This is a genomic window from Micromonospora sp. NPDC003197, from assembly GCF_053590565.1.
In genome coordinates, this window is sequence record NZ_JBSFTE010000019.1 from 50,008 (window position 1) to 75,476 (window position 25,469).

Below are 25,469 nucleotides of genomic sequence, written 5' to 3' on the forward strand. Positions count from 1 at the left end.
TCCTAGCGGCTGAGGTGTTAGGAAGGGCCCCTTTTACAACAGAAAGCGATAACAAGGGGCCCTTCCTAACATCAAAGCTTGCCGTGGCGCGGTTGCGATGAAAGCGTGCTCGCAGTGGACTGCTATGGGCCGAGGGGGAGGCGCGATGGTCACCGCGTCATCGACGCTCCTCGTCGGGTACCGAGCGCAACATTCGCAGGACACCGGCCCCGACCAGGTACGTGACCAGCGCCGTCGCGGGCAGCCCGAACAGGTCGTGCCCGGTCTTGGGGGCCAGGCTGTTGGCGAGCAGGGCGTACGCGGTGGCACCGAAGCCGGCGATGGTGAGCAGGGCCCGGGGGGCCGGATGACGCAGTCCGGTGCACACCCCGGCGGGCAGCCAGCGGGGCCGGGTGTCGGGGCGGCGTCCGCTGCGGGCCTCGATTGGTCCGAAGACGGCGACCAGCCCGGTGAGGACCACCACCAGTGCGAGCAGCCAGGGTATGCGCCAGAGCCACCAGGCCAGCGTGCCCACTGTTGGCGTGGGCAGCAGGTCCACGGCGTGCAGCCCGCCGGCGAGCAGCACCACCGCGCTGACATGCCAGAGGAAGATGGTCAGCACGACGGCGTTCAGCGCGACCACCACCAGCCAGGGGCGGGGGCGGTGCAGCCACCGTTCGGCCGGGTTACGCAGCAGCAGGGCGAGGCCGAGTTGGAAGGTGGCGGCGGCGAGCAGGGCCAGGCTGGGTGGGGACATGTTGTGCAGCGGCTCGCCCGGGATGTTGATCATGCTGGTCGGGTAGGGCCCGACCACGGTCAACAACACCAGCGCGATCAGTCCACCGAGCAGCAGCGGTACGGCGACCCGGGGGCGGGCCAGCCGGGGCCGTTCGTCCCGCCAGGCGAATCCGATCTGGTGGATGGCCAGCCAGCCGAAGAGGAAGTTGCCGCTGGCCAGCGCTTCCGGACCACGCAGCCGGGCGAGGTCACCGGCGGCGACCAGGACGACCAACACCACCGGTACGGCGAACCCGTAGCGCCGGTACAGCGCGTACATGGGTGGGGTCAGGGCCACCACCACCAGGTACGCCGCGAGGAACCACAGCGGGATGGTGGCGAACCAGACCGCGGTGCGGATCTGTGTCGGTTCGGCGCCGAGCAGGCGGGCACCGACCGAGGCGGCGGCGAGCGCCAGCAGCAGGGTCGTGGTGGGGCGCAGCAGCCGGCCGCTGCGGTCCAACAGCCAGTCGAGCGCGGTTCCGCCCTTGTGTCGTCGGCTGGTCAGGGAGGCGGCGTTGGCGTAGCCGCCGACGAAGAAGAAGACCGGCAGTACCTGGACGATCCAGGTGATCGGGTGCGCCCAGGGCAGGTCGGGCAGGGCGGAGTGGCCGGTGAGCTGCCCCCGCCGGTCGGGGCCGATGACGGTGATCAGCCAGTGGCCGAGTACCACGGCCACGATCGCCACCGCGCGGAGCAGATCGAGGTAACGCTCCCGATTGGCTGGCGTCCGTTCGGCGAGTTGCCGCACGCGGCGCATGAGGTCAGCGTAGCGAGCCGCGGATCCGCGCAAGGTGATAACGGTTCGGCCGTGGGGACTTGCTGCCGGCCGCCTACTGCCGTAAGAATTCTTCAGCAATACCGTGAGCAGTGAAGACAAGCAACACAGCGCCTCGCGCGGCGGCCGCCCGTCATCGTCAACGGCGCACCGCTGGACCCCCGATCCGAGGAGAATCTATGAACAGGCGTGACATCCTGCGTCGTACCGCGGTGGCCGGTGCCCTCGCGACCCCCGTCGCCGGCCTGCTGACCGGCTGTGCCCTCGGCGGCGGAGACGACAGCGACGGCGGCGACAACCGGGCGGAGAAGACCGCGGAGAACCCGCTCGGCGTCAAGGCGGACGCCCCGCTGGAGGTCGTCATCTTCAATGGCGGCTTCGGCGAGGAGTACGCCAAGGCGCACGAGGCGATGTACACCGAGAAGTACCCGAAGGCCAAGATCACGCACTCGGCGACGCAGGAGATCAACAAGACTCTCCAGCCCCGCTTCGTCGACGGCACCCCGCCGGACGTGATCAACAACTCCGGAGCCGGGCAGATCGACTTCAACGGCCTGGTCTCCCAGGGCACCCTGGCCGACCTCGGCGAGCTGCTCGACGCGCCCAGCCTGGACGACCCGAGCAAGAAGGTGCGCGACACCCTGCTGCCGGGCACGGTCGACGTGGGCTCCTACAACGGCAAGTTCCTGGTCCTGAACTACACCTACACCGCCTACGGCATCTGGTACTCGACGAAGCTCTTCACCGAGAAGGGCTGGCAGTACCCGAAGACCTGGGACGAGCACATCGCGCTCTGCAAGCAGATCAAGGCGGCCGGCATCGCGCCGTGGACGTACGCCGGCAAGCACCCCCGTTACATGAGCTGGCCGGTGCTCTCCACCGCGATCAAGTTCGGTGGCCCCTCGGTGGCGACCGCCATCGACAACCTGGAGCCCAACGCCTGGAAGTCCGACGCGATGAAGGCGGCGGCCGACGCGTGGCACCAGATCGTCAAGGACGGTTACATCCTGGCCGGCTCGCCAGGGCTGGACCACAAGCAGTCGCAGACCGAGTGGTCCCAGGGCAAGGCGGCGCTCATCTCCTGCGGTTCCTGGCTGGAGAGCGAGCAGAAGGGCGTCACGCCCGAGGGCTTCAACATGACCATCGCGCCGACGCCGAGCCTGGGCAGCAGCGACAAACTGCCCTTCGAGGCGATCCGCGGCACCGCCGGTGAGCCGTTTATCGTCCCCGCCAAGGCCAAGAACCTGGCCGGTGGCCTGGAGTACTTCCGGATCATGCTGTCCAAGAAGGGCGCCCAGGACTTCACCAGGAAGGTGTCCAGCCTGCCCGTGGTTGCCGGTGCCACTGAGGGCGTGGAGCTGCCGTTCGGCCTCACCACCGTCAGCAAGGCCCTGGAGGCGTCCGGCAGCAACGGTTTCAACTGGGTCTACAACAACTTCTACCGGAAGTTGGAGCGCAACCTCGTCGACGCCGCCTGTGGGGAGTTCTTCAGCGGACGGATCGGCCCGGCCGAGTTCCTGGAGCTGTGCCAGAAGGGCGCTGACTCGATCGCCTCGGACAGCTCCATCACCAAGTACAAGCGAGCCGTCTGAGTCACGCGAACGGGCCGGCCTGGTGACGGGCCGGCCCTTCCGGCATTCCCGACGCCTGGGCAGGATCAAATCTCGTGAGACATGGCAAGTACCCGCTGATCATCACCTTTCTGTTGCCGCCTCTGCTGCTGTACGGCATCTTCGTCATCTCGCCGTACGCGCAGGCGTTCCAGATCTCCACCACCGACTGGCTCGGCTATTCGCCGGACGCCAAGTTCGTGGGGCTGGACAACTTCACCGCGTTGTGGCGCGACGAGTACGCCTGGAATGCGATCAAGAACAACGCGATTCTGCTGCTGTTGCTGCCGATCCTGACCATCGGGCTCGGCCTCTTCTTCAGCACCATGCTCACCATGGGCGGCCGGCGGGGCCGGGCCGGTGTCGTCGGCGTACGGGGTTCGGCCTTCTACCGGCTGGTGTACTTCTTCCCGCAGGTGCTCTCGGTGGTGATCATCGCCTACATCTGGCGGGAGGTGTACCACCCGAACAGCGGCCTGCTCAACGGTGCGCTCTCCGCGCTCGGGCTGCCCACCCCCGCCTGGCTTGGCGACCCCCGGGTCGCGTTCTGGTGCGTGCTGGCGGCGATGGTGTGGAGCAACGTCGGGTTCTACGTCGTACTCTTCGGCGCGGCCATGCAGTCGATCCCCCGGGACATCTACGAGGCGGTGATGCTGGACGGAGCGTCGCGCTGGACCACCCTGTTCAAGGTGACCATCCCGCTGCTCTGGGACACCGTCCAGGTCGCCTGGATCTACCTGGCCATCGCCGCGCTCGACGGCTTCATCCTGGTGCAGTTGATGACCGATGGTGGCCCCAACTACTCCTCGGACGTGATCGGCCTGCGGATGTACAACACCGCGTTCGGCTCCGAGACCAAGTTCGGCTACGCCTCGGCAATCGGCGTGGTGATGTTCTTCCTGACCCTGTCGGTGTCCGTGCTGGCCCTGCGCGCCGCCAAACGTGACCGGATCGAGTACTCATGAGCACAGTCGAAAGCCCGGTGGCGGCCCCGGTCGCCGTCACCCCGCAAGCCCGTACGCCCGACCGGCAGCCCCGGCGCGAGTGGGGCGTCTTCAACGTCTTCTCTCACAGCTTCCTGGTGTTGTGGGGCCTGCTGACTGTGCTGCCCCTGCTCTGGGTGGTGATCAGCTCGTTCAAGAGCGACGCCGAGATCCTCGCCGATCCCTGGGGCCTGCCCAGCGCGCTGCGCTTCGAGAACTGGGCCCGGGCCTGGACCGAGGCCCACATCGGGCAGTACTTCCTCAACAGCGCCATCGTGGTGGCCGGCTCGCTGACCCTCACCATGCTGCTCGGTGCCACCGCCGCGTACGTCTTCGCCCGGTACGAGTTCCGGGGCCGACAGATCGTCTACTACCTGTTCGTCGGCGGCATGATGTTCCCGGTCTTCCTGGCGCTGGTCCCGCTCTTCTTCGTGGTACGCCAGGCGGGGCTGTTGAACACCTGGCCGGGCCTGATGCTGGTCTACGCCGGCTATTCCCTCCCGTTCACGGTCTTCTTCCTCACCGCCTTCTTCCGGACGTTGCCCACGTCGGTGGGAGAGGCGGCCATGATCGACGGCTGTGGCCACTTCCGGCTCTTCTTCCGGGTGATGCTGCCGATGGCCCGGCCGGGTCTGATCAGTGTCGGTATCTTCAACTTCCTCAGCCACTGGAACCAGTTCATCCTGCCCCAGGTGCTGATGCAGGGCGACGAGTCGAAATGGGTACTGGCCCAGGGCCTGACCGCACTGGCGGTCAACCAGGGATACGCGGGTGACTACAGCGGCCTCTTCGCTGGTCTCACCATCGCGATGCTGCCGGTGCTCGTGGTCTACATCGCGTTCCAGCGTCAGATCCAGGCCGGCCTCACCGCCGGCCAACTTAAGTAGTAGGCGCGGCTCGGCCACCGAGGCTGCCGAGCGGACTCTTGATCCGCAGGTTCGAGGTTCGAGTCCCTGGCGGCGCACCAACGAGCAAGGCCCTGACCTGGCAGATCTCTGCCGGTCAGGGCCCTTTTCGTACGCCGACAGTGGTTGGTCGCTCGACGGGTGCGCGGGAGCCGTTGGACCGATCTGGCGTTGCCGGGACTGGACGCAGGTCTCGTGGACGCGCGGCGCACACCGTTCTTGCGCGGTACAGGGTCGATGGACCGGACGTGTAGTCCGTAACCGGGGGGCGTCAGGCGAGAGCTTCCGGGGCGCGCCGCCGCCACCACGCGCTGAAGAGGGTCACTACGTGCGTCTTGACCTCGTCCGTGATGATTTCGTGCGTGTCGCCCATGAGCGGCCTGACGGCGTGCTTGTAGACCTCTGGGTGGTGTCCGACTGAGGGGCAGGTGAAGATGGCCAGCATCCGGAGGACGCGCAGGGTGTCTCTTCCCAGGAGGGGAAAGTGAGATTCCAGCAGCCTCGCCAGAGCTGACCAAGCCGTGTCCACGACAAGGCGGATGACGGCGTCGGTCACCAGCCGGGGCAGCCCCGAATCGAACCGCCGCGACAACGCGTCGTTGATGAACTGTTTGGCGGTATCCGTGAGCAGGTCGAGTGCTTTGTTGATCCTCTCGATCAACTGGATCAGGGCCACCAGCAGACTGCACCACGTGTGATTGGCCAGGCGCTTCTTGACTTCCCTGGCGTCAGACTTATTCCGGACGAGGCTGTCTATGCCGGCTGAGATCTCGGGCCACGTGTTCTTCATGACCCTCACGGCAAGGGTGTTCATCCGGCCAAGGTCGGATGCCACCGATGTTGGTTCAACATCGGGTGGCAGTCGGCCGTTGATCTTCGTTCGGCCGTCGGCGGCCCACAGATAGTCGGCGATGTCCAGGCGCGCGAGGTCGAGGTAGATTTGCCGGTTGTGGACGTTGAACTTCTGGCGTCCGGATTGTTGGTCCGCTTCTGCCTTCTCCTTGAGTTCGCGGCGCCGGTCGTCGCGCTCCTCGGGCCGGTCGGCGGCGAGAGTTGTCCATCCTTGCCAGCCGTGTTGTGATCCCCCGCAGCCGGAACATGTGCAGCCCGGCTTTTGGGCGTTTGCGCAGTTAGCTCTGTGGGTGTTGGTCATCCGCAAGTCGCCGCCCGGTTCGTTGCGCTCAACGTGACTAATCGGTGACTCTACGGCAGGCAATGATGGGAGCCAATGGTTGTGCGGCAGGGTCTGGGCGGCTCGGCTTCCGGCTTCTGGGGATCCTGTGGGTGTTCTGCCTGGTGAGCGTCTGGCAGGCAGCTTTCTTGCTGGCTATGACGGATAGTTGATAGACGCTGCTTCCTTCGTCTGCAGTCACTTCGACTTGCTCCGAGCGCAGATCGAAACCGGTGCTGAGGACTCGGGCCGGACAGTTCGTAGCGCTCCGGAACACCTGCGCTTGATCCCTTGAGGGACACCGTGAGGGCTCATAGTGGGTCTTCCGGATGCCGCCCCAGACGTCGACTCTGGACGGGCTGTCGACTCGAACGCCATTGACTTGATGTGACGGCGTGGATGCGCTGGGCTGGCAGTTGGTTGTCGTCTGATCGGGGGTAATCGTGGCCGCACAAGTAGATCCGGAGTGGTGGAGTTCGGGGCTCTGGAACGGCCGACCCATCAGTGAGTCTTTGCAGCGACGCGATATCACTGTTGTCTTCCGCTTCCTTCACGCCCGGGGCGTGTCCTACGGCAGGATCGCGGCTCTCGTTGGCGTCTCGCCCCACCGTGCTACTGAGATCGCCAAGGGCGTCCGGCAGGTCACGGCATACGACGTGTTGGAACGGATCGCGGCCGGTCTGAACATTCCGCGTCCGGCCATGGGACTCGGCCGCGACGAGGACACCGTCGTGCCGCGTGACTCCGACCGCGCGGATGCAGAGGGCGGAGCACACCGATCACCGGCGGGCGTGGGTGTCAGCGCACAGGTCAGCCCTCTGGTGAGACTCCGTCTGGGGTTGGACGAGGCGTTGGCAGCGACGAGTGTCGCTCCTCGGCAGCTTGAGCTCATCGAGCAAGCTGCGGGCGAGCACATGAGGGTCTATCCCTCGGCTCCGCCCCAGGCCATGCTGTCGCTGCTGGCCGCCGACTGCCGAGAGGTTCAGGTGCTGTCGCTTCGGCGGCAGCCGGCGGCGGTCCAGGCCCGGCTGTCCGGGGTGGCGGCGCTGCTCGCCACGATGTGCGCTGACGCGTTGATGAGGCTCGGGGATGTCGCCGAGGCTCGACGGTGGTACGGCACGGCGATCCAAGCGGCGGACGACAGCGGGGACGCGCGGTTCAGGGTGCTCGTGCGGGCTCAAGCGGCGATGCTGCCGTACTACTTCGGGGATCCCGCCCAGACCGTCGCTCTGGCTGATGCGGCATTGGCGGTCACCTCGATCGCATCGTCGTCGGGTGCCCTGGCGGCTGCGGGCCGGGCGCGTGCCCTGGCCAGAATCGGTGCCACCGAGCAGGCGCGGTCGGCCGTCGATCAGGCACGCCGACTGTTCGATCAGGCCGGCGACGAGGACACCGACGTGGCGTTCAGGTTTCCGGCGAAGCGGCTGCTGTTCTACCTTTCCGGCGCTTACACCTGGCTCGGTGATACTGGTGAGGCGTACCGGGTCCAGGACGAGGCTTTGCGGCTCTATGGCGTGGCTCCCGCCGTACCGATTGATGCCGCACTGATCGCCCTGGATCGGTCGATGTGCCTCGCACAGGACCGGCGGGCGACCGAGGCGGCGGTGACCGCGCGTGACGCTGTCGCAGACCTGCCCGAGGCGCAGCGAACGGAGATCATTCTGACCCGGGCGACCGACGTGGCCACGGCTATCCCTGAAGAGAGCCGGCACGGTGAGGTCGCCACCTTGACGGACTACGTACGGGCCTGCCGCGAGCACGCCCGTAGTCTTGGGGCCACAGCCGCACTCGGTCCCTAGGAGCCCCATGTTTGTCGAGGCGCGCACCCGGCCGGTGCTCGCCGAGGTATGTCGTCTCCTCGGCTACTCCGACTCGAACGCGATCCTGCTGCGGCACCACACCAATGCCGTCTACGCCGTCGGGGACATGGTCGTCAAGATCGCTCCGGGTGACTATGACCTGGACCGGGTGCGTGCGATGGTGGCTGTAATCGACTGGCTGGTAGACCGAAATTTCCCCACGGTAGGCCTTCGCCCAGGGCCGGCCCAGCCGTTGGAGGTGGGCGGGCACGCCGTTACGGTCTGGCAGCGTCTGGACCCGGCACACGATCAACCCATCACCGTTTCCGAGCTCGGAAGCCTTCTCCGGGAACTGCACGCCCTGCCTGCTCCACCGGTGTCGTTGCCGGTACTGCGACCGCTCCAGGGCATCGAGCAATCCGTCGCCCGTTCGGAGATCCTGCACGGCAAGGAACAGGATCTGCTGATGGGCCGGCTCGAGACGCTTGCCGCCGGCTGGGAAGCGATGCGGTTTCCCCGCGGCACGAGCCTGATCCAGTCCGATCCGCAGATTCGCAACGCGCTCCGGCGTTTCGACGGCACGCCCGTACTCGCCGACTGGGACGGTGCCGCCCTGGGACCCCGCGAGTGGGACATCGCCACGGTCGCTGTCCACTGCCGCCGATTCGACCCACCCGGCCCGGGAGCCTTCGCCGATTTCACCGCCGCCTACGGCTGGGATGTCACCGCCTGGTCCCAGTTCGAGGAGCTGTGCCAGCTACGCGAGCTGCAGATGATTGCCACCAACGCCCGCAAGTCCCGCCCCGGGAGCGAGGCCGCCGACGAGGTGCATCGCCGGATCGCCGGCTTCGCCGACGACGGGGCGGACCTGCGCCGGTGGCGAATCCTCTGAACCGAACCTTCTAGAGGACGGACGGGCACCGTCCGTCCTCTAGGTGTCCGCCCAGTTCAGACACGGTGAGATACACGGTGGCCTACCGTCGTGTGTCTATTCCCGCTCCGTCATTCCAGCGATCGTGAACGTCAGAACACGTCGGCGAGCTGGTCCAGTTTGGGTCTTTTATGCATCCCGGGCGGCGACGACCTGGAGGTAGGCATGGCGAACAGCAGCATCTCGCCGTACGGGGACCGGGAGCGCAGGGAACACGTGCGAGCCGAGCCGACCAGTCACAGTGCACGGGAGGGGGGAGTGGTGCCCGCAATTGAGATCGTTCCCGGTCATGGTCGGATGTGCATCGACGACCCGGCGCGCGCCGCGCTCGCCGACCGCTACTGGTCACATCACGTACCGGCCCGGCGGACGATCGGGGCATGGGTGTTCCACCCACATGACAACGACCGCCGGTGCCAGGCCTGCCACGGATCGTGGCCGTGCGCAGCACGGGTGTGGGCCGAGCAGGTGCGGACCGAGCGATTGAGCTGGCCTGCTACCGGCCACCCAACAAGACCCACCACCGTCCCTGGCCAGTCGCCCTCGCCAGGGACCGCGAAACACGACCGCCTTCCTCCACCCGACGTCGCCCACCAGGCGGCGGCGGTGCGCGGCCGTGTTTCGCCGGCGGTAGCCGGATCCGGCAGTCCGGCACCGCCGCAAGTCACCGGGGAGGCGGTCCTGGACGGCCGCCTCCCCGGTGACCCGCCGAGCTGACCTGACAGCGACGACTTGGGAGGTATGCGTGACCCACAACAGCTGGCCGTACTGGAACCGGGATCGTAGGGAGAACATGCGCGCCGAGCCAATTGGCCAGGGTGCACCGTCCGAGCCGTACGCCGAGTTGTTCGCGGTGCTCGACCGGGCCGACGTGTCGGAGGCCGTCCGAGCGGCCCTCGCCCACGCGCTCAACCCGCCGCCTGCGCCGGCCGAGTCAGCCGAGCGACCGGACTTCGTCGATGCGCTGGTCGATCGGCTACTGACCGGCCGCGAGCGTGGGTCCTATCGGCCAGCAGTCAACAACGACTCGGGTACTCGGTACACCCTGCACCTGACCTTTCCAGCGGCTGACCTGGACGCGGCGCGGGAACAGGCCGCCTCGTACACCGAAGCTCTTATCGTGCTCCGACCCGAGGTGGGCCTCAGCCCGGCGCTGCTTTCTCGGGCCGACCAGTGGAACCACATCGCGCCGGTGACGTGCAGTTTGCGCGGCCCTGACGGCGAGCGGTGCATCCGACCCAACGACCACCTCGGCTGCCACCGAGACGACCTCGCCCTCGGTCTCTGCTGGAGCGACGACCAGTCGACCGATGATTGGCCCGGCGGCAACGAGAGTGACGACGGCTCGGCGGGCCGGCGATGAGTCGAGCCAGGGCGTGCGGCGTCGTTGGCCCGCCCGGTTCCTGGCGCAGCAATGCTCCTGAAGACATCGTGTTTTGGCAGGGAACGGTCATTGTTCAGTCGCACTGTTCGGCTGGTACGCCTATCGAGCGGGCGTAGGCAATGGCTTCGGCACGGCCTCGGGCGTCGGTTCTGCGGTAGATGAAGGTTTGCCGGAAAAGACGACATACTTCTGATCTTCTGTGTGGAAGTCGACGTACCAGCCAGGGCTGGCCAGAGCTTGAGCGAGCTGATTGGCAAGCCGATCGGGATCGCCGCGATCTGAGGCGAAGTCCACGATGGTCCACGTGTCCGGCTGACCTGGTGCCGGGTCGGGGTTTCGCCAGCGGGTAATCCTGTCGACGCGAAGGTTGAGACCTTCGAGCGTCACGTCGTGGCGCAGACTTTCGGTGATCAGGGCTCCCGCAAGCACGGCTCCCACCGTACGCGAATCTCGACCCCGCAGTTCGATGCGGAGACCGGATTCGCGAGATTGCGCAAGCACGCGGCCTTCGATGAATCATGCGGAAGAATCCATCCCGTGAATGTCCCGGAGCTCCTTCGTAGCGCCGCCGGTCAGGTGCCCCTGACCGCGACAGGTGCCGCTGGTGCGTCAGTCCTCGATGCGAACGAGTACCTCGAGTACGCGGAGTGGGAAATTGCATTCGACATCCTCGTGGAACTCGGAGACGGCTACCACGCCGAGGCTGCCTTCTGGGAACTTCTCGCCGAGGCTGCCAGGCTGATGGGGCGCTCCCGGACCGAGCGGTGGTGTCATTGGCGTCGTTTCGAAGCCGTACACGGTGTGCTCCGGGCAAACCTTCAGTTGGTGGATCCGGATGCCGCCGGCGGCCGTCGTACGCCGATTTCCGGCGGCGGACACTATCGACCGTTGTGGGACATCGGCGATGTGACGGCAACGGGTGACCCGGAGCTCTATGTTGCGCGGATCTGGGTCGAGGATCAGCCGATTCTTCGGCCCGGAGGCAAAGGGGTGGTTCGGCTGGCTCCGTTGAGCCCACGACCGTGGCGACGATTGGTAGCTGGTGATGTGATTGCGATGCACGAACGGATGCCGGTGGCTGGCGTCGCCACCGTCATCGAGGCTGGTTCAGGCGGTTCAAGGGCCTACTCGCGGTAGCTAGAGTGGAGACATCGACGAACGACAGATGAAGGGTAGCGGTGGCCGGAGGGGCATCCTGGGGTCCAGGCTGGACTGGGCAGCGGTGGGGGCACTCGGTGGGGTTGCTGCGGCCGTCATTGCCCTGCTCGCGTACGCGTTGCCGCCCGACCCTTATCCCACGCCGCCGGCTGCCGACCCGGGAGCGCAGCCAACTCCGGTGATCGACCCACCCGGTCCTGACCAACCCGAGCCAGATCCGACGACTCCCCGAACGCCAACCCCGCAGACATCCGACCCGCGACCCAGCCCGTCCTGGTCGCTGGTGCCGCTGCTTCCCGCCGGCTGTGAGGAGGCGCTTGCGGTGGTGGACAGGTACTACCGGACGGCGGGTTCGACCAGGCTGAGTCAGCAGGCCGCAGCGACTGAGGCGTACCAGGGAATGATGGGCGCGAGTCTGAACGCGGAGGGGGCCGTCCATACAGTGACGGTGGCGCTGTCGCAGAACTTCTCGGAGATGCGTTTCATATTGTCCGGCATGGTGTCGGGGGATTACGCGGCGGTGCAGGCCCGGACCCGACGAGATGCCCAAACACTTCGGGATGTCTGCGACGCCGATCCTTAACCACTCGCCCCAGTTCCTCCTGCCTAGGTATCGATGCGGGGCGAGGAGTCGGTTGACGTCGGCCTGTCAGCGAAACGTGAGGAGATCACACCACATGCCACCTCAGGAGTCGTCCATGGCGGATCAGGTGGCAGCCGCGGAGGAGCTCGTCACGCTATACCGACGACTGGTGGAGATCGAGCCCGACCGGCACCTTGTCGACCTCGGGCGAGCGTTGGGCAAGCTCAGCGCGGCGCTGACGAGGCTGCCGGACCGTTTCGACGAGCTGGTGGCAGCGCTGCGGGAGGAAATTGACGTCTATCGTCGGCTGGCCGACTCTGATCGTCGCTATCGCCCCCACCTGGCGGGCTCATTGCAGCATCTCGGCCTGACCCTGGCTGCACACGGTCATCCGGACGAAGCGCGCCGCATCGTGGAGGAAGCCACTGACTTGTATCGCGCACTCGCCAGCGCGGAACCAGAGACTTATCTTCCCAACCTGGCTTTGTCGTTGGCCAACCTCGGCAACCAATTGGCCGAGCTGGGCCAGCACGAGGAGGCCCTCGACTTTATACGGGAAGCGGTGGACCTGCACCGTGGGCTGGTTCGGGCCGACACCGATGCCGGAGGGCTCGCATTCGCGTCGTCGCTGACGGATCTGGGCATCAAACTCGGCGAAATGGGGAGTCATGAGGAGGCGGCCACCGTTCTCCAGGAGGAGATCGAGCGGTACCGGGCGGTTGCCGGCACACACCCCGGCGAGGGCCTGCTGAAGCACTGGGTGGCTTTAATGGCGTACCGCCACGAGCTTGCCGTGCTGGGCCGTGACGCTGACGCGCGGCGGTCTCTCCATGAGGCAATGGCCATGTACCACGTGCTTGTCCGGACCAAGCCGGATCTCATCGGGTTCTGCACGGCCGTGCTGTGGAAATACGGCCTTACCCTTACCCAGAACGACGGCCGGACTCGCCGTGGCCGCGAGCGCGGGGAGACGATGACCGAGCGGGCGACCGACAACCAACACCTGTTGGAGGCACTGACCCGCGCAGACGCGTTGACCGAACGTGGCGTGCGACTGGCGGGAGCCGGGCGCCTTACGGAAGCTCTGACGCTGCATGAGGAGGCTGTCGGCCTGTGCCGGCAGGTCGCCGCCGCCAACCCGAACGCGCTGCCCGAACTGGCGAGAACCCTGCACAACCTGGGTCTGGTGCGGGCGTGGTTGGGCAGGCACAGTGAAGCGCTCGAGGCCACCAGCGAGGCGGCCCGCTGCTACCGGAAAATGGACGTCTCCGCGCCCGGTAGCGTCGATGCGCGGCTTGCCGACACGTTGGACAGTCTGGGTGCCCGGCTCGCGGCGGTCGAACGCCACAGCGACGCGACGCGCGCCGCCGAGGAGTCCGTCGACCGCTACCGGCAACTGGTCAAGTCCGATCCCCATCGCTACTCGCCCATCCTGGCGCGGGCGCTGAACAATCTCGGTATCCGGCTGTGTGACGTCGGCCGTCACCCGCAGGCGCACGACGTTACCCGTGAAGCCGTCGCGGTGTATCGCCGGTTGTACCTGGCCGACCCCGGCACCCACCTCGCCGGTCTCCTGTCGAGCCTGGTCAACCTCAGCCTCCGGCTGGCCCGTCTGGACCGTCCCCAAGAGGCGGCGGCCACCACCGCGGAAGCTGTCGAGCTCGTTTCCGCAGTGAGCGATCTTCATCCCGCATACCACCTCGATGGTGTCGCCGAGTCCTTGGCCTGGCTCGGCTGGTATCTCGAGCAGCAGCGTCATCGCCACGAAGGGCACGCTGCCACGAAGGCGGCCGCCGCCCTTCGTCGATGACTGGCCGCCGGCTGACGGAGGGGACAGGGGCGACGGCAATGGGAGGCGACACGAGCCGGATCGCCGGCCACCGGTGGGATCTGAACGGCTGCACGGGTTGATTGTCAGTGCCCGAGCAGCCGTCGATGAAGCTTTTCCGACTCGCCGCTGTCCACGAATGGTTGGGCGGCGAGCCAGGCGGCGGCGACTGCACCGTCGCCCGCACGGGACAGTGCTGCGCCCGGCCAGCGGGCGGCGAGTGTCGCGGTGACGGACTCCGCCAACGGGGTGTCCCCGGTGAGCAGACCACCGCCGAGCACGATCGGCGTGGAGGCGTCCGATGGGCGTACCCGGGCGACGCTGTCGGCGAGGTGACTGGCCGCCTCGGTGACGATCGCGACCGCCGCCGGGTCGCCGTCGTGGTGGGCCCGGATGACCAGCGGGGCCAGGGCGGCCAGTTCCACCGCCGGTCGGCGGGTGACCACCTGGACCAGGGTGTCGACGGTGTCCCGGGGGTTGGCCGCGACCGCCGTCGACCCGAGCAGTTCGGCTAGCACGAGGGTGGAGAGCGGAGCTGGCTCGCGGTGGCAGTCGAGATCGGCCAGGGTCCGTTGTACGGCCGCCCGGCCCAGCCAGAAGCCGGAACCGGCGTCACCGAGCAGCCAGCCGTGGCCGTCGGCGGTCCGGTCGAGGGTCAGGTTGCGGACCTGGGCAGCGATCGCCCCGGTGCCGGCGATCAGCACCGTGCCGTCGGTGGCGGCGGTGCCCGAGGCGTACGCCACCAGCGCGTCGCCGTGCAGGGTGTAGGGGCAGCGTAGTCCGGTGTCCTGCCACGCCTGGTCGAAGGCGGCGCGACCGCGCGGGTCGGCCAGCAGTCGTCCGGCTCCGGCCAGACCGATGACCCCGGCACGGACGAGTTTCGGGTCGACGTGGGCCAGGGCTGCTCCGAGCGCCGCCCGGAGTTCGCCAGCAGCCCGTTCGGCGCCGTGACTGGTGGGGTTTCCGCCGCCGGCGCGTCCATCGCCGAGCCGGTCACCGCTCGCGGAGATGACCGCCGCCCTGGTTGACGTACCGCCCACATCGAGACCAACCACTATGGATTCGGATATTTGCGGCAAGGTGCCTCCAATGGCCGGCGTCGGACGGTGTCCATGCTGGTGGTTGGGGGTCTACGGGGCAAGGGCGCAGCCGGCGTCGGCGGTCGACTCCAGGTAACAGTTTGAAAACTTCATCCACGGCCTTGACAGCAGGGGGCCTTTAGTAAGAACTTTTACCACTAACGATAAATATTGTTTCCAGATTGGTGATCATCATGGTGGAGCGATCGGCGGAGACCAACGCGGGGTCCGCGATGGTCGATGCTGAGCCCCTCGACCGGCGGATCGCCATCGGCGGACGTTCCGCCACAGACAGCGTGCTGGCCCGGATCCGGTCCCGGTTGCCGGAGTTCACCGGGGCCCTGCAACGGGTCGCCGAACAGGTGCTCACCGCCCCCGAGGCCGCCGCCCGGGCCACCATCGTCGAGCTGGCCGAGCGCAGCGGCACCTCGCCGGCCACCATCACCCGGTTCTGCCGGGCGATGGGATTCGAGGGCTACGCCGGGCTGCGGCTGGGCATAGCGGCGGAGACCGGCCGCGCCCGCTCCGCCGGTTGGACCGTCGACATTGGACGGGAGATCCAGCCCAGCGACCCGCTGGACCGGGTTCTCGACCAGATCATGGCTGCCGACACCCGGGCCATGCACGACACCGCCGCCCTGCTGGACCTGGCCGAGGTCGAACGCGCCGCCGACGCCATCGCCGGCGCCGACCGGGTGAACATCTTCGGAGCCAGCGGCAGCGCCCTGGTCGGCGAGGAGATGCAGTTCAGCCTGCACCGCATCGGCGTACCCGTGTGGGCGTGGAACGACGTGCACGAAGGGCTGGCCAGCGCCGCGCTGCTCCGTCCCGGGGACGTGGCGCTGGGCATCTCGCACAGCGGGCAGACCCGCGAGACGATCGAGATGCTCGCCGAGGCGGCCAGCCACGGTGCCACCACCGTGGTCCTGACCAGTTTTCCCCGGTCCGCGTTGGCCGAGTTGGCCGACATCGTCCTGCTCACCGCCGCCCAGGCGACCACGTTTCGGCCGGACGCGCTCTCCGCACGACACCCACAGCTGGTCGTACTCGACCTGCTCTACATCGCGGTCGCCCAGCGTACGCACGACCGGGCCCACGCCGCGTTCCAACGCACCGCACAGGCCGTCGATGGGCACAAGGCCGGAAAGGGGGCGGGATGACCAACACCCCCGTGGCTGACGTACCCGTGGCACCCGACGGTCACGGCAGTTCCATCTCATCCGATCCCCTACTGAGGAGAGACGAAGATGTCCGTTAACCCCGAGAGTGCGGCGGACCTGAGCCGTCGCACCGTGCTGCGCCGCGCCGCAGCCGTCGGCATGCTCGCGACCCCGGCCGCCGGCCTGCTCACCGGCTGCGTCGGCGGTGGCAACGACGAGCCGACCGACCAGGCCGAGGGCGAGAAGACCGCGGACAACCCGCTGGGCGTCAAGGCGGACGCCGAGCTGGAGGTCGTGATCTTCAACGGCGGTCTGGGCACCAAGTACGCCACCGACGTGCACGTCCCGTCGTACAAGGCCAAGTTCCCGCAGGCGAACGTCAAGTTCTCCCAGGCCGAGGAGATCGCCACCGTTCTCCAGCCCCGGTTCACCAGCAACACCCCGCCGGACATGGTGAACAACGCCGGGTCGAAGCTGATGGACCAGGGCGCGCTGGTGCAGGCCGGTCAGGTGCAGGACCTGACCGAACTCTTCGAGGCCGACTCGCTGGACATCCCGGGCAAGAAGGTCAAGGACACGCTGATCCCGGGCACCATCGAGCAGGGCAGCTTCAACGGCAAGCCGTACGTGCTCAACTACGCCTTCACCGTCTACGGACTCTGGTACGACAGCGCGCTGTTCGAGAAGAACGGCTGGGTCGCGCCGAAGACCTGGGCCGAGTTCACCGCACTCTGCGACAAGATCAAGGCGGCGGGCATCACGCCGTACTCGTACGCCGGAGCGAACGCCGCCTACTACCAGTACCTGGTGATCCTGACCAGCGCTGCCAAGATCGGCGGTCCGGACGTCCTCAAGAACATCGACAACCTGGAGCCCGGTGCCTGGACCAACGACGCGGTGAAGCAGGCCGCGGCGGCCTGGGCCGAGATCGGTGCCAAGTACGGCAGCAAGGCGCACCTCGGCCTCAAGCACACCGAGGTCCAACTCCAGCAGAACCAGGGCAAGGTCGCCTTCTACCCCAGCGGTTCCTGGCTGGAGAACGAGCAGGCCAAGGACACCCCGCCGGCCTTCAAGTACGCGGTCATGCCGATCCCCAGCGTCACCGCCTCGGACAAGCTGCCGCAGACGGCGATCTTCGCGTCGGCCGGTGAGATGTACTTCGTCTCCTCGAAGGGCAAGAACCCGCGCGGCGGCATGGAGTACCTGCGGCACATGCTCTCCAAGGCCGGCGCCAAGGGCTTCACCGAGCTGACCAAGGTGCTCACCGTGGTGCAGGGCGCGGTCGACGGCGTCGCCGTCTCGCCCGGCCTGACCAGCGGCAACGCCATGCTCACCGCCGCCGGCAGCGACTACTTCAGCTACCGCTGGCCCGACTGGTACAAGAAGCTCGACGACGAGGCCCGGGCCGCCACCAACGAGCTGATGTTCAACGGCGGCAGCGCGGACAAGTTCTGCGAGCGCATGCAGAAGGCCGCCGACGCGGTGAAGAACGACCCGTCCATCGAGAAGTTCAAGCGCTGAGCGGAGCGTAGGGGATCATGCGGTACGGCAGGTACCCGTTCATTGTCGGCTTCCTAGCCGCACCGGTCGCGATCTACGTGACCTTCGTCATCGCACCGTACGCCCAGGCGTTCTACCTGGCGATGACCAACTGGCGTGGGGTGAGCGCCAACCCGAAGTTCATCGGGCTGCAGAACTTCGAGCGGTTGCTGCAGGACGACATCTTCTGGAAGGCGGTCCGCCACCACGGCCTCCTGCTGCTTGCCGTACCGCTGATCACCATCGCGATCGCCCTCTTCTTCGCGTTCATGCTCAACGTCGGAGGGGGCAGTCGACGGGGGGAGATGACCGGGGTCTGGGGGTCGAAGTTCTACCGGGTGGTGTTCTTCTTCCCCCAGGTCCTGGCCGTGGTCATCGTCGGTGTCATCTTCAGCCGGGTATACGCGCCCGACGAGAGTGGCCTACTCAACGGTGTCCTCACCGCGGTGGGCCTGGATCCGGTGCTGTTCATGGCGGATCCGGACATCGCGTTGTGGTCCATCGTCGCCGTACTGATCTGGCAGGCGGTCGGCTTCTACGTGGTGCTCTTCTCCGCCGGCATGTCGTCGGTGCCCAAGGAGATCTACGAGGCGGCGACCATCGACGGAGCCACCGGGAGCAGCATGTTCTTCCGGGTCACCCTGCCGTTGCTGTGGGACACCCTGCAGGTCGCCTGGGTCTATCTGGGGATCGCGGCCTTCGACGCCTTCGCCATCGTGCAGGTGCTCTCCGTCGACCAGGGCGGCCCGGACGGTGCCACCACGGTGCTCGGCATGGAGATCTACCGCAACGCCTTCAGCTACTCGCAGTTCGGCTACGCCTCGGCCATGGGCGTCGCGTTGTTCTTCCTGACGATCACGTTCGCCGCGCTCACCCTGCGCGTCAGCAAGCGTGAAACGATCGAGCTCTGAGCGGGACCCGAGATGACGACTAATAGCGAACCGATCGCGCCGGCGCCGCCGGCGAAGTCCTCGACCCGGCCGCCGGCGGGCCGCAACCAGCCAGCCGGTGGCCGTGGGAACGCGGCCACTCAGCAGAAGTCGGAGGTACGGTTCCTTTCCGGCCTGGGGCACATCGCCCTGCTGGTGTGGGCCATCCTGGTCATCGCACCGCTGCTGTGGACGTTCCTCGCCTCCTTCAAGAGCAACACCGAGATCTTCCTCGGCAACCCGTTCGCCCTGCCCGACTCGTTCAGCTTCGCCAGCTACGGCCGAGCCTGGAGCGAGGCGAACGTCGGGCGGTACTTCCTCAACAGCGTCTTCGTGGTGACGTTGAGCACCGCCGGGACGATGCTGTTCGGCGCGATGGCCGCGTACGTGCTCTCGCGCTATCGGTTCTTCGGCAACCGGGCGATCTACTACCTGTTCGTGTCGGGGCTGGCGTTCCCGGTGTTCCTGGCGCTCGTGCCCCTCTTCCTGATCGTCAACAACCTGGGCCTGCTCAACACCTACACCGGCCTGATCCTGGTCTACATCGCGTACTCGCTGCCGTTCACCGTGTTCTTCCTGGCCGCGTTCTTCAAGACGCTGCCCAACTCGGTGGCCGAGGCCGCGATGATCGACGGCGCGTCGCACACCCGGCTCTTCTTTCAGATCATGATGCCGATGGCGAAGCCAGCGCTGGTCAGCATCACGATCTTCAACATCATCGGCCAGTGGAACCAGTACCTGCTGCCGGTGGCGCTGATGCAGGGGCAGGGCGCCGACCAGAAGTGGGTGTTGACCCAGGGCATCGCCAGCATCTCGACGGCGGCCGGCTACGAGGCGGACTGGGCGGCGCTCTTCGCGGCGCTGACCATGTCGATCCTGCCGATGATCATCGTCTACGGATTCTTCCAGCGGCAGATCCAGAACGGGTTGACCGCTGGCGCGGTGAAGTAGCCGCTCGGCGTACCTGTCGGAGGGACCGGGCGGCCGCGCCCGTGGCGGGCAGTGTCGTAGGGGCCGGGCAATGTCGTAGGGGCCGGGCAGAATCGCGTACGTGCTGGTGGCGGTGATGCCCGACGAGGGCGGTGGGGGGCAGTTGCGGCCGTTGGCCGCCGACGGTCGCCCCACCGGCCCCATCGAGACCGTCCCGGACCTGGCCGCCGTCGTCGCCCGGCGGGAGAGCACCGACCGGCCACGCTGGGTCTGGCCGGCCACCAGCACGACCTATCCGGCCCTGCTGCGGGCCGGCGTCCGGGTCGACCGCTGCCACGACGTCGAACTGACCGAGTCGTTGCTGCTCGGATACGCCGGCCGGTGGGGCGAACCCCGGGGCCTGCCAGCCGCTTGGGCCCGGCTCACCGGTGCGCCGGTGCCGGCCGACCCGCCACCCCGACCGGCTGCCCCGCCCGGTGACGGTCAGGCCGCGCTCTTCGATGCCCTGCCGGGTCCGCCGGCCGTCGGGCTGGACGCCCTGGTACGCGTCTACGCCGACCAGCATGCCCGGATCGAGGCGACAGCCGAGGCGGGACGGTTCCGGCTGCTGGTCGCCGCCGAGTCGGCCGGTGCGCTGGTCGCCGTCGAGATGGCCGCCCACGGGCTGCCCTGGCGGGTCGACGTGCACGAGGAGATCCTGCTCGACCTGCTCGGCGAGCCGTCACCGGTGGGCGGGCCACCCCGCCGGCTGGCCGAGCTTGCCGCCCAGATCGCCGAGGCCTTCGGCGTACGGCAGTTGCACGCCGATTCCCCCGCCGAGCTGCTGCGCGCCTTCGCCCGCGCCGGGGTGGAGTTGCCCAACACCCGCAGTTGGGTGCTGCGGAAGGTGGACCATCCGGCGGTGCCACTGCTGCTGGAATACAAGGAGCTCTACCGGATCTGGACGGCGCACGGCTGGGCCTGGCGAGACACCTGGGTACGCGACGGCCGGTTCCGCCCGGAGTACGTACCCGGTGGGGTGGTCTCCGGTCGGTGGGCGACCCGGGGCGGTGGCGCGTTGCAGATCCCCAAGGTGATCCGCCGCGCGGTGGTGGCCGATCCGGGTTGGCGGTTCGTGGTTGCCGACGCGGGGCAGTTGGAGCCGCGGGTGCTGGCGGCGGTCTCCGGTGACGCCCGACTGGCTGCGGCGGCGGGCGCGGGTGATCTCTATGCCGCGCTGGCCCGGCAGTCCTTCGACGGTGACCGGGGCCGGGCCAAGCTTGCCCTGCTCGGTGCCATGTACGGCCAGACCGGTGGCGCGGCGATCCCCGCCCTGGCGGCGCTGCGGCGCAGCTATCCGACGGCGTTCGACTACGTGGAGACGGCCGCTCGCACGGGTGAGGGGGGTGGCCTGGTGCGGTCCTGGCTGGGGCGTACCTGCCCGCCGGCGTCGGTCAGCATCGGTGATGCGGCGGGGGAGGGAAGCGACTTCGAGGTGGCCGCCGGGGCCGATCCGTACGGCCCTCGGGCGCGGGCGGCGGCACGTTCCCGGGGGCGGTTCACCCGTAACTTCGTCATCCAGGCCACCGCCGCCGAGTGGGCACTGGCGCTGCTGGCCACGCTGCGCGGGGCGCTGGCCGACAGTTCGGCGGAGTTGGTCTTCTTCCAGCACGACGAGGTGATGGTGCACTGTCCACAGGAGCAGGCCGAGCGGGTCGCGACGCTGGTCACCGAGGCCGGGCAGCGGGCCGGTCGGCTGCTCTTCGGCACGACGGCAGTGCGGTTTCCGCTCGATGTTTCGGTGGTCGACTGCTATGCCGACGCGACATAGCGGACCAATTCCCTCAAATCCCGACACCCCTCCGTTAAGCGGATCGTTGGGTTCGGTGTGCGTACGACGGGTCCGGCGCAGCGCGCCGAGCCCACGGGCCAGGAGGGAAGTGGCGCAGCTGAGCCGGATCGCAGGAATGATCATTGCGGCGGGTGGTGGCCGCCGCATCGGTGGCCCCGAAGCGCTGCTGCACCAGGGGGAGAAACCGCTGGTGAGACAGGTGCTGGAGACGGTACGGAAGGCCGGGTGCGACCCACTCGTGGTGGTCCTCGGTGCCGCCGCCGACCAGGTACGGGCAACTACCGACCTGACCGAGGCGACGGTGGTCGTCAACCGGTCCTGGGGGACCGGGATCGGATCGTCGATGCGCAAGGGGCTGGACGCATTGCGCGCTCCAGACGTCGAGGCCGTGGTGGTGGTGCCGGTGGACATGCCGGGGCTGACCGTGGCGGCGATCCGGCGGGTTATCGCGCTGCCGTACCCGGATGTGCTGGTCTGCGCGACCTACGACGGACTCCGCGGCTACCCGATGCTCTTCGGGCGGCGGCACTGGGCCGGCATCTCGACGTTGGCCAACGCAGACGTGGGAGCGCGACCCTACCTGCTGGCCCACAAGAAGCAGATCGTGGACATCGCGTGTGACACGGTCGCCGACGGGTGCCGGGTGGACAGTCCCGAGCTGATGGCTCTGTGGGGACTGACCGTGCCACCACAGCGGGTCGGGGTGTAGACCGGGTCCGGTAGCGTGAGTCCGTGTCGGACTCGATCTCCCTCGTGGTGGCTTTCTTCTCCCCGTTCGCGCTGTTGCTGCTGATCCTGCTCGTCAGCCGACGCCCGAAGCGACGCATCGATCTGGTGCCGCCAGCAGAAGGCGATCCGCGCACGGTGGCGGAGCAGGTCGAGGCGCTGCTTCGAGCCGACAAGAAGATCCCTGCGGTCAAGCTGGTCCGTGAACGGACCGGACTGTCCCTGCGGGACGCGAAGGAGGCCGTCGACGCCATCGAACGGGGCGGAGCCCAGGCGATGCCTGGGCTCGGCAAGCTACCGTTCACCCCGGCGTCGCCCGGCTCGTCGCTGTCCGATGTGCCGCCGACGGTGCTCGATCAGGTACGGGCCCTGGCTCTCCAGGGCCGGAAGATTGAGGCGATCAAGGTGCTGCGCCAGCACACCCGCCTCGGCCTCAAGGAGGCCAAGGAAGCGGTCGAGCGACTGTAGATCCGGCCGCGCTCAGATTTCGATGTTGAACCGGCGCAGGATCGATGGGGCCAACAGTCCAGCTGCGGAAAGCACCGACAGCACCGTGAAGACGGTACGGAGCACGACCACCTCGACCTTGCCGCCGACCTTCACCGCGTACTTGTTCGGGATGCCGATCATGCGCCACATCCGCCGTCCGATGGGAATCGGCCAGAGGATCGGCACCCCGGCGCTGGTGATCATGTCGCCCAGGATGTGCACGATGCAGCCGACCCCGACCGCGAGACCGAGCATCGGATAACCACGGTCGTCGGGCAGGTGCAGATAGGTGAAGTACGCCGCTGCCAGGGAGACCAGCGTGACGATCACCCAGCCGGCCCGCTTGGCCCACTCGTCGAAGAGTCCGCGCAGCGCCAGCCCGATCATGAAGAACAGGATGCCGATGACCGCCCACTTGCCGTACGCGGTGCACAGTGCGGTGGTGCCCCAACCCACCAGCAGGGTGAACGGGATGGTGTGGGTGAGCGTACGGTGTCCGTTGTTGCGGTGTGGATCCTTGCTCAGCTTGGTAGCGTGGTAGACGCCGAGCGAAATTTTTTCCATCACCTCGGCGATGAACAGCGACACCACGCCGAAGGTCCGGGCGACGGTCGCGCCGCCCTGGTTCTTGGTCACCTTGCCGGAGAGGTCCAGATCGGGGAAGAGCGCGCCACCGGCACAGACCGCAGTGCCGACGGCTATCTCGATCGGCGACTGCTCAAGCCCGGCGAACTGCTGCAGCGCTAGCGATCCGGTCAGCCAGACGGCGGCACCGGACAGCGCATGGGATGGTCCCATCATCGTCGTTCATTCCTCCCCAAGATCTGCCCGCAGGCTACGCCACTGTGTCAGAGGGGAGGCGCGCGAGCAATTCGCCGCGCTTCCACAGTGGAGAGACCCGGGACGGCGTCGGTGGAGCGCCTCCTAAGCCCTTGCCGTACGCGGGTCGTGGCGTCGAACCCCGAGCCTCGCGACGGCCGCCCGTACGGCCATCCGCCCGGCTCGCCGGAAGCCGTACTCGTTGGAGTCGACCTCGTGCCACTGGGCCTGCATGAGTGCGGCAACGACTGCCAGCGCGTCGGGGCCGCTTCCCGGTAGCGGTTCTGTCAGATGGGGCTCGACCTCGCCGGACAGCTCGCGCCTGATGCCGTCGGCTACCGCCTCGGCGAACTCGACCGGAAGGTCTTCCCCGCCGAGTCGTGGCGGATCAAGAACTTTCGCGAAGCGGGATGCCACGGACGATCGCCACGGCGATCTGACAGAACTGTTCCATGTCGGGGGTGAAGTCCGGGGCGACCTCCGAGGGCAGCGCGAGTCTGGTTTCGACCAACAGCCGACGACAGACGTCCTCGATGGGTTCACCGGTGTAGTTGGCACGGACCAGGTCGGTGGCGGTACGTAGGGCGAGGCGGAGTTGCTCCTCAGTGGGACTGCCGGTCTGCCGCGCGGGGTTGGCCCTGGCCGTTTCCAGCGAGACGGGTGGCTCCGACATGGTTCTCTCCCTTCCTGAGACCGGGATCCTCCGCCACTCGGCGGCGGTGATCTCGGTGCCGGGTCCAGGTCGGTCAGACCATTTCCGGTACGGCGGTGACCCGGACGGAGTACGACGGCGTTTCGGCGACCTCCTCCCGGAGAGAGAGCCGGCGCAGTTGCCGGTCGTCGACATAGAGGGCGACATCGACGAGTACCCCGAGATGCCGCAACCCAATGTGCGACACCCGCTTCTTGTCCTGGAGGACTGCGCAGATCCCGCCCAACAGACTGGCGCTGTCGGCGGTGCGATGCCCGGGCGGGCCGTACAGGACGACGTCCAGCTCGACCGGGCCGGTTAGCGGGATCCAGCCGCTCTGCTGTGCCGCGCCGCAGGCGGCCTGGAGCAGGGCCCGGACCCGGGCGGCCTGGCGATGCCCGGCCGCGAAGATCGATAGTGCTTCGGTTTGGGCCGGGGGAAGGCCGGTGACCTCGAACGACAGGGCGAGCGTGCGGGTGTCCGGCACGGCAGCACCTCCTCGTTGATGACGATCCTGCCGAAGGGACCGCCGGGACGGGACGCGTTTCGCCGATCAGGCGTACGCCGGGCCCAGGAGCATGTCGACATCGACGGCGACCGGCCGAAGGGCGCGCAGTTTCTCGGACACGGTAACCGAATGAGGCGCCTGCGGTACATGCCGTGTTGGCCGGGTCGGCGGGGGCGGAGGTTTATCGCCGAGAGACCCGGGTAGTCGCGATGGCTTTTGCCATCCGATGGTGGCCCGTACGAACACAGAGAAGGGGATCTTCGATGGACGGCCGTACCAAGGTAGCGGTGATCTATTACAGCGCGACCGGGATCACCTATCAGATGGCCCTGGCAGCGGTCGAGGGCGCCGAGCAGGCCGGTGCCGAGGTCCGGTTGCGTAAGGTGCGGGAACTTGCCCCGGAGGAGGCGATCCGGTCGAACTCCGGCTGGCACGCCCACCGGTTGGAGACCCAGGACGTGATGGAGGTGGAGCTGGACGACCTCACCTGGGCCGACGTGGTGATCTTCGGGACCCCGACCCGGTACGGGGTGATGGCCGCCCAGCTCAAGCAGTTCATCGACACCAGTGGACCGCTCTGGAGCCAGGGCGTGCTGGTCAACAAGGTCTACGCCGGCTTCTGTTCGACCGCCACCGCCCACGGTGGCCAGGAGGCGACCCTGCTCTCCATGTTCAACGTCTTCTACCACTGGGGCGGGATCGTGGTCACCCCCGGTTACGTCGAGCCCAGCCAGTTCATCTCCGGCAACCCGTACGGCGGCTCGCACACCAGCAACAACGGCGAGACGGCACCGGACGAGGTGGCCCGGACCGCGACGGCGCTGACCGCCCGCAGGGCGGTGCAGATCAGCACGGCCCTGCGGGCGGGCCTGGCCCAGTAGC

25 protein-coding genes and 1 tRNA gene are annotated in these 25,469 nt (G+C 67.6%); 18 read left to right on the forward strand and 8 right to left on the reverse strand.

All coding sequences use genetic code 11. The annotated features are described in order from the left end of the window. Window positions 1-157 precede the first annotated feature (157 nt). Entirely contained in the window at window positions 158-1,516 is a 1,359-nt protein-coding gene (locus ACWDV4_RS20805; protein ID WP_449981262.1) for an acyltransferase family protein, read from the reverse strand. Window positions 1,517-1,713: 197 nt separating this feature from the next. On the opposite strand from ACWDV4_RS20805, the gene ngcE (ACWDV4_RS20810) reads away from it, so the two are divergent. The 4 genes from ngcE (ACWDV4_RS20810) to ACWDV4_RS20825 all read left to right on the forward strand — a co-directional run bounded on the left by ngcE (ACWDV4_RS20810) (window position 1,714) and on the right by ACWDV4_RS20825 (window position 5,094). Further along, entirely contained in the window at window positions 1,714-3,126 is a 1,413-nt protein-coding gene (ngcE, locus tag ACWDV4_RS20810; protein WP_449981264.1) for an N-acetylglucosamine/diacetylchitobiose ABC transporter substrate-binding protein, read from the forward strand. Between the two features lie 74 nt (window positions 3,127-3,200). After that, window positions 3,201-4,109: a carbohydrate ABC transporter permease gene (locus ACWDV4_RS20815; protein WP_449981266.1), complete on the forward strand. Its 909-nt coding sequence runs from the start codon at window positions 3,201-3,203 to the stop codon at window positions 4,107-4,109. Then, complete coding sequence (locus ACWDV4_RS20820; RefSeq protein ID WP_449981268.1) at window positions 4,106-5,014, forward strand: carbohydrate ABC transporter permease; 909 nt, start codon at window positions 4,106-4,108, stop codon at window positions 5,012-5,014. Before ACWDV4_RS20815 ends, ACWDV4_RS20820 begins: the two co-directional genes overlap by 4 nt. 3 nt (window positions 5,015-5,017) lie before the next feature. Then, a tRNA-Lys gene (locus ACWDV4_RS20825) sits at window positions 5,018-5,094 on the forward strand. Between the two features lie 209 nt (window positions 5,095-5,303). On the opposite strand, the gene ACWDV4_RS20830 is transcribed toward ACWDV4_RS20825, so the two are convergent. After that, window positions 5,304-6,185: a hypothetical protein gene (locus ACWDV4_RS20830; protein WP_449981270.1), complete on the reverse strand. Its 882-nt coding sequence runs from the start codon at window positions 6,183-6,185 to the stop codon at window positions 5,304-5,306. A gap of 461 nt (window positions 6,186-6,646) precedes the next feature. Here ACWDV4_RS20830 and ACWDV4_RS20835 point away from each other — a divergent pair, with 461 nt between their 5' ends. The 3 genes from ACWDV4_RS20835 to ACWDV4_RS20845 all read left to right on the forward strand — a co-directional run bounded on the left by ACWDV4_RS20835 (window position 6,647) and on the right by ACWDV4_RS20845 (window position 10,296). Next, window positions 6,647-8,002, forward strand: coding sequence for a hypothetical protein (locus ACWDV4_RS20835; RefSeq protein WP_449981272.1), 1,356 nt, complete (start codon window positions 6,647-6,649; stop codon window positions 8,000-8,002). A 7-nt stretch (window positions 8,003-8,009) separates the two neighbouring features. Then, complete coding sequence (locus ACWDV4_RS20840; protein ID WP_449981274.1) at window positions 8,010-8,894, forward strand: phosphotransferase; 885 nt, start codon at window positions 8,010-8,012, stop codon at window positions 8,892-8,894. A gap of 784 nt (window positions 8,895-9,678) precedes the next feature. Beyond that, window positions 9,679-10,296 (forward strand): hypothetical protein, encoded by a 618-nt coding sequence (locus tag ACWDV4_RS20845; protein ID WP_449981275.1) that lies wholly within the window; start codon window positions 9,679-9,681, stop codon window positions 10,294-10,296. Between the two features lie 120 nt (window positions 10,297-10,416). On the opposite strand, the gene ACWDV4_RS20850 is transcribed toward ACWDV4_RS20845, so the two are convergent. Continuing rightward, on the reverse strand, window positions 10,417-10,746 hold the full coding sequence (locus tag ACWDV4_RS20850; RefSeq protein WP_449981277.1) for a hypothetical protein: 330 nt from the start codon (window positions 10,744-10,746) through the stop codon (window positions 10,417-10,419). A 108-nt stretch (window positions 10,747-10,854) separates the two neighbouring features. On the opposite strand from ACWDV4_RS20850, the gene ACWDV4_RS20855 reads away from it, so the two are divergent. From ACWDV4_RS20855 to ACWDV4_RS20865, 3 genes are all read left to right on the forward strand, one after another. Beyond that, window positions 10,855-11,454 carry a hypothetical protein gene (locus ACWDV4_RS20855; protein ID WP_449981279.1) on the forward strand — a complete coding sequence of 200 codons (600 nt, stop codon included), beginning with the start codon at window positions 10,855-10,857 and terminating at the stop codon, window positions 11,452-11,454. Window positions 11,455-11,482: 28 nt separating this feature from the next. Beyond that, a complete protein-coding gene (locus ACWDV4_RS20860) occupies window positions 11,483-12,058 on the forward strand; it encodes a hypothetical protein (protein ID WP_449981281.1) in 576 nt (191 codons plus the stop codon). A gap of 115 nt (window positions 12,059-12,173) precedes the next feature. After that, window positions 12,174-13,868 carry a tetratricopeptide repeat protein gene (locus tag ACWDV4_RS20865; RefSeq protein WP_449981283.1) on the forward strand — a complete coding sequence of 565 codons (1,695 nt, stop codon included), beginning with the start codon at window positions 12,174-12,176 and terminating at the stop codon, window positions 13,866-13,868. A 104-nt stretch (window positions 13,869-13,972) separates the two neighbouring features. On the opposite strand, the gene ACWDV4_RS20870 is transcribed toward ACWDV4_RS20865, so the two are convergent. Next, entirely contained in the window at window positions 13,973-14,956 is a 984-nt protein-coding gene (locus ACWDV4_RS20870; RefSeq protein ID WP_449981346.1) for an N-acetylglucosamine kinase, read from the reverse strand. A 203-nt stretch (window positions 14,957-15,159) separates the two neighbouring features. On the opposite strand from ACWDV4_RS20870, the gene ACWDV4_RS20875 reads away from it, so the two are divergent. From ACWDV4_RS20875 to ACWDV4_RS20905, 7 genes are all read left to right on the forward strand, one after another. Continuing rightward, on the forward strand, window positions 15,160-16,125 hold the full coding sequence (locus tag ACWDV4_RS20875; RefSeq protein WP_449981284.1) for a MurR/RpiR family transcriptional regulator: 966 nt from the start codon (window positions 15,160-15,162) through the stop codon (window positions 16,123-16,125). A gap of 87 nt (window positions 16,126-16,212) precedes the next feature. After that, window positions 16,213-17,646, forward strand: a complete 1,434-nt coding sequence (ngcE, locus tag ACWDV4_RS20880; RefSeq protein ID WP_449981286.1) for an N-acetylglucosamine/diacetylchitobiose ABC transporter substrate-binding protein — start codon at window positions 16,213-16,215, stop codon at window positions 17,644-17,646. A gap of 17 nt (window positions 17,647-17,663) precedes the next feature. Further along, complete coding sequence (locus ACWDV4_RS20885; RefSeq protein ID WP_449981287.1) at window positions 17,664-18,575, forward strand: carbohydrate ABC transporter permease; 912 nt, start codon at window positions 17,664-17,666, stop codon at window positions 18,573-18,575. 12 nt (window positions 18,576-18,587) lie between these two features. Beyond that, window positions 18,588-19,544, forward strand: coding sequence for a carbohydrate ABC transporter permease (locus ACWDV4_RS20890; protein ID WP_449981289.1), 957 nt, complete (start codon window positions 18,588-18,590; stop codon window positions 19,542-19,544). Between the two features lie 115 nt (window positions 19,545-19,659). Further along, complete coding sequence (locus tag ACWDV4_RS20895; RefSeq protein ID WP_449981348.1) at window positions 19,660-21,333, forward strand: bifunctional 3'-5' exonuclease/DNA polymerase; 1,674 nt, start codon at window positions 19,660-19,662, stop codon at window positions 21,331-21,333. A 136-nt stretch (window positions 21,334-21,469) separates the two neighbouring features. Beyond that, the gene (locus ACWDV4_RS20900; protein ID WP_449981350.1) at window positions 21,470-22,063 is read left to right on the forward strand and encodes a nucleotidyltransferase family protein; all 594 of its coding nucleotides are present in this window, start codon (window positions 21,470-21,472) and stop codon (window positions 22,061-22,063) included. Between the two features lie 23 nt (window positions 22,064-22,086). Next, window positions 22,087-22,548 (forward strand): ribosomal protein L7/L12, encoded by a 462-nt coding sequence (locus ACWDV4_RS20905; RefSeq protein ID WP_449981291.1) that lies wholly within the window; start codon window positions 22,087-22,089, stop codon window positions 22,546-22,548. 12 nt (window positions 22,549-22,560) lie between these two features. Here ACWDV4_RS20905 and ACWDV4_RS20910 read toward each other — a convergent pair whose 3' ends face one another. From ACWDV4_RS20910 to ACWDV4_RS20925, 4 genes are all read right to left on the reverse strand, one after another. Next, window positions 22,561-23,370, reverse strand: coding sequence for a metal-dependent hydrolase (locus ACWDV4_RS20910; RefSeq protein ID WP_449981293.1), 810 nt, complete (start codon window positions 23,368-23,370; stop codon window positions 22,561-22,563). A 123-nt stretch (window positions 23,371-23,493) separates the two neighbouring features. Beyond that, complete coding sequence (locus ACWDV4_RS20915) at window positions 23,494-23,805, reverse strand: hypothetical protein (RefSeq protein WP_449981295.1); 312 nt, start codon at window positions 23,803-23,805, stop codon at window positions 23,494-23,496. Next, the gene (locus tag ACWDV4_RS20920; RefSeq protein ID WP_449981297.1) at window positions 23,777-24,061 is read right to left on the reverse strand and encodes a hypothetical protein; all 285 of its coding nucleotides are present in this window, start codon (window positions 24,059-24,061) and stop codon (window positions 23,777-23,779) included. The genes ACWDV4_RS20915 and ACWDV4_RS20920 overlap by 29 nt, the downstream gene beginning before the upstream one ends. A gap of 73 nt (window positions 24,062-24,134) precedes the next feature. Beyond that, window positions 24,135-24,566: a hypothetical protein gene (locus ACWDV4_RS20925; RefSeq protein ID WP_449981299.1), complete on the reverse strand. Its 432-nt coding sequence runs from the start codon at window positions 24,564-24,566 to the stop codon at window positions 24,135-24,137. A gap of 284 nt (window positions 24,567-24,850) precedes the next feature. Between ACWDV4_RS20925 and wrbA the strand changes: the two genes are divergently transcribed. Further along, the gene (wrbA, locus tag ACWDV4_RS20930) at window positions 24,851-25,468 is read left to right on the forward strand and encodes an NAD(P)H:quinone oxidoreductase (protein ID WP_449981301.1); all 618 of its coding nucleotides are present in this window, start codon (window positions 24,851-24,853) and stop codon (window positions 25,466-25,468) included. Window position 25,469: the final 1 nt, after the last annotated feature.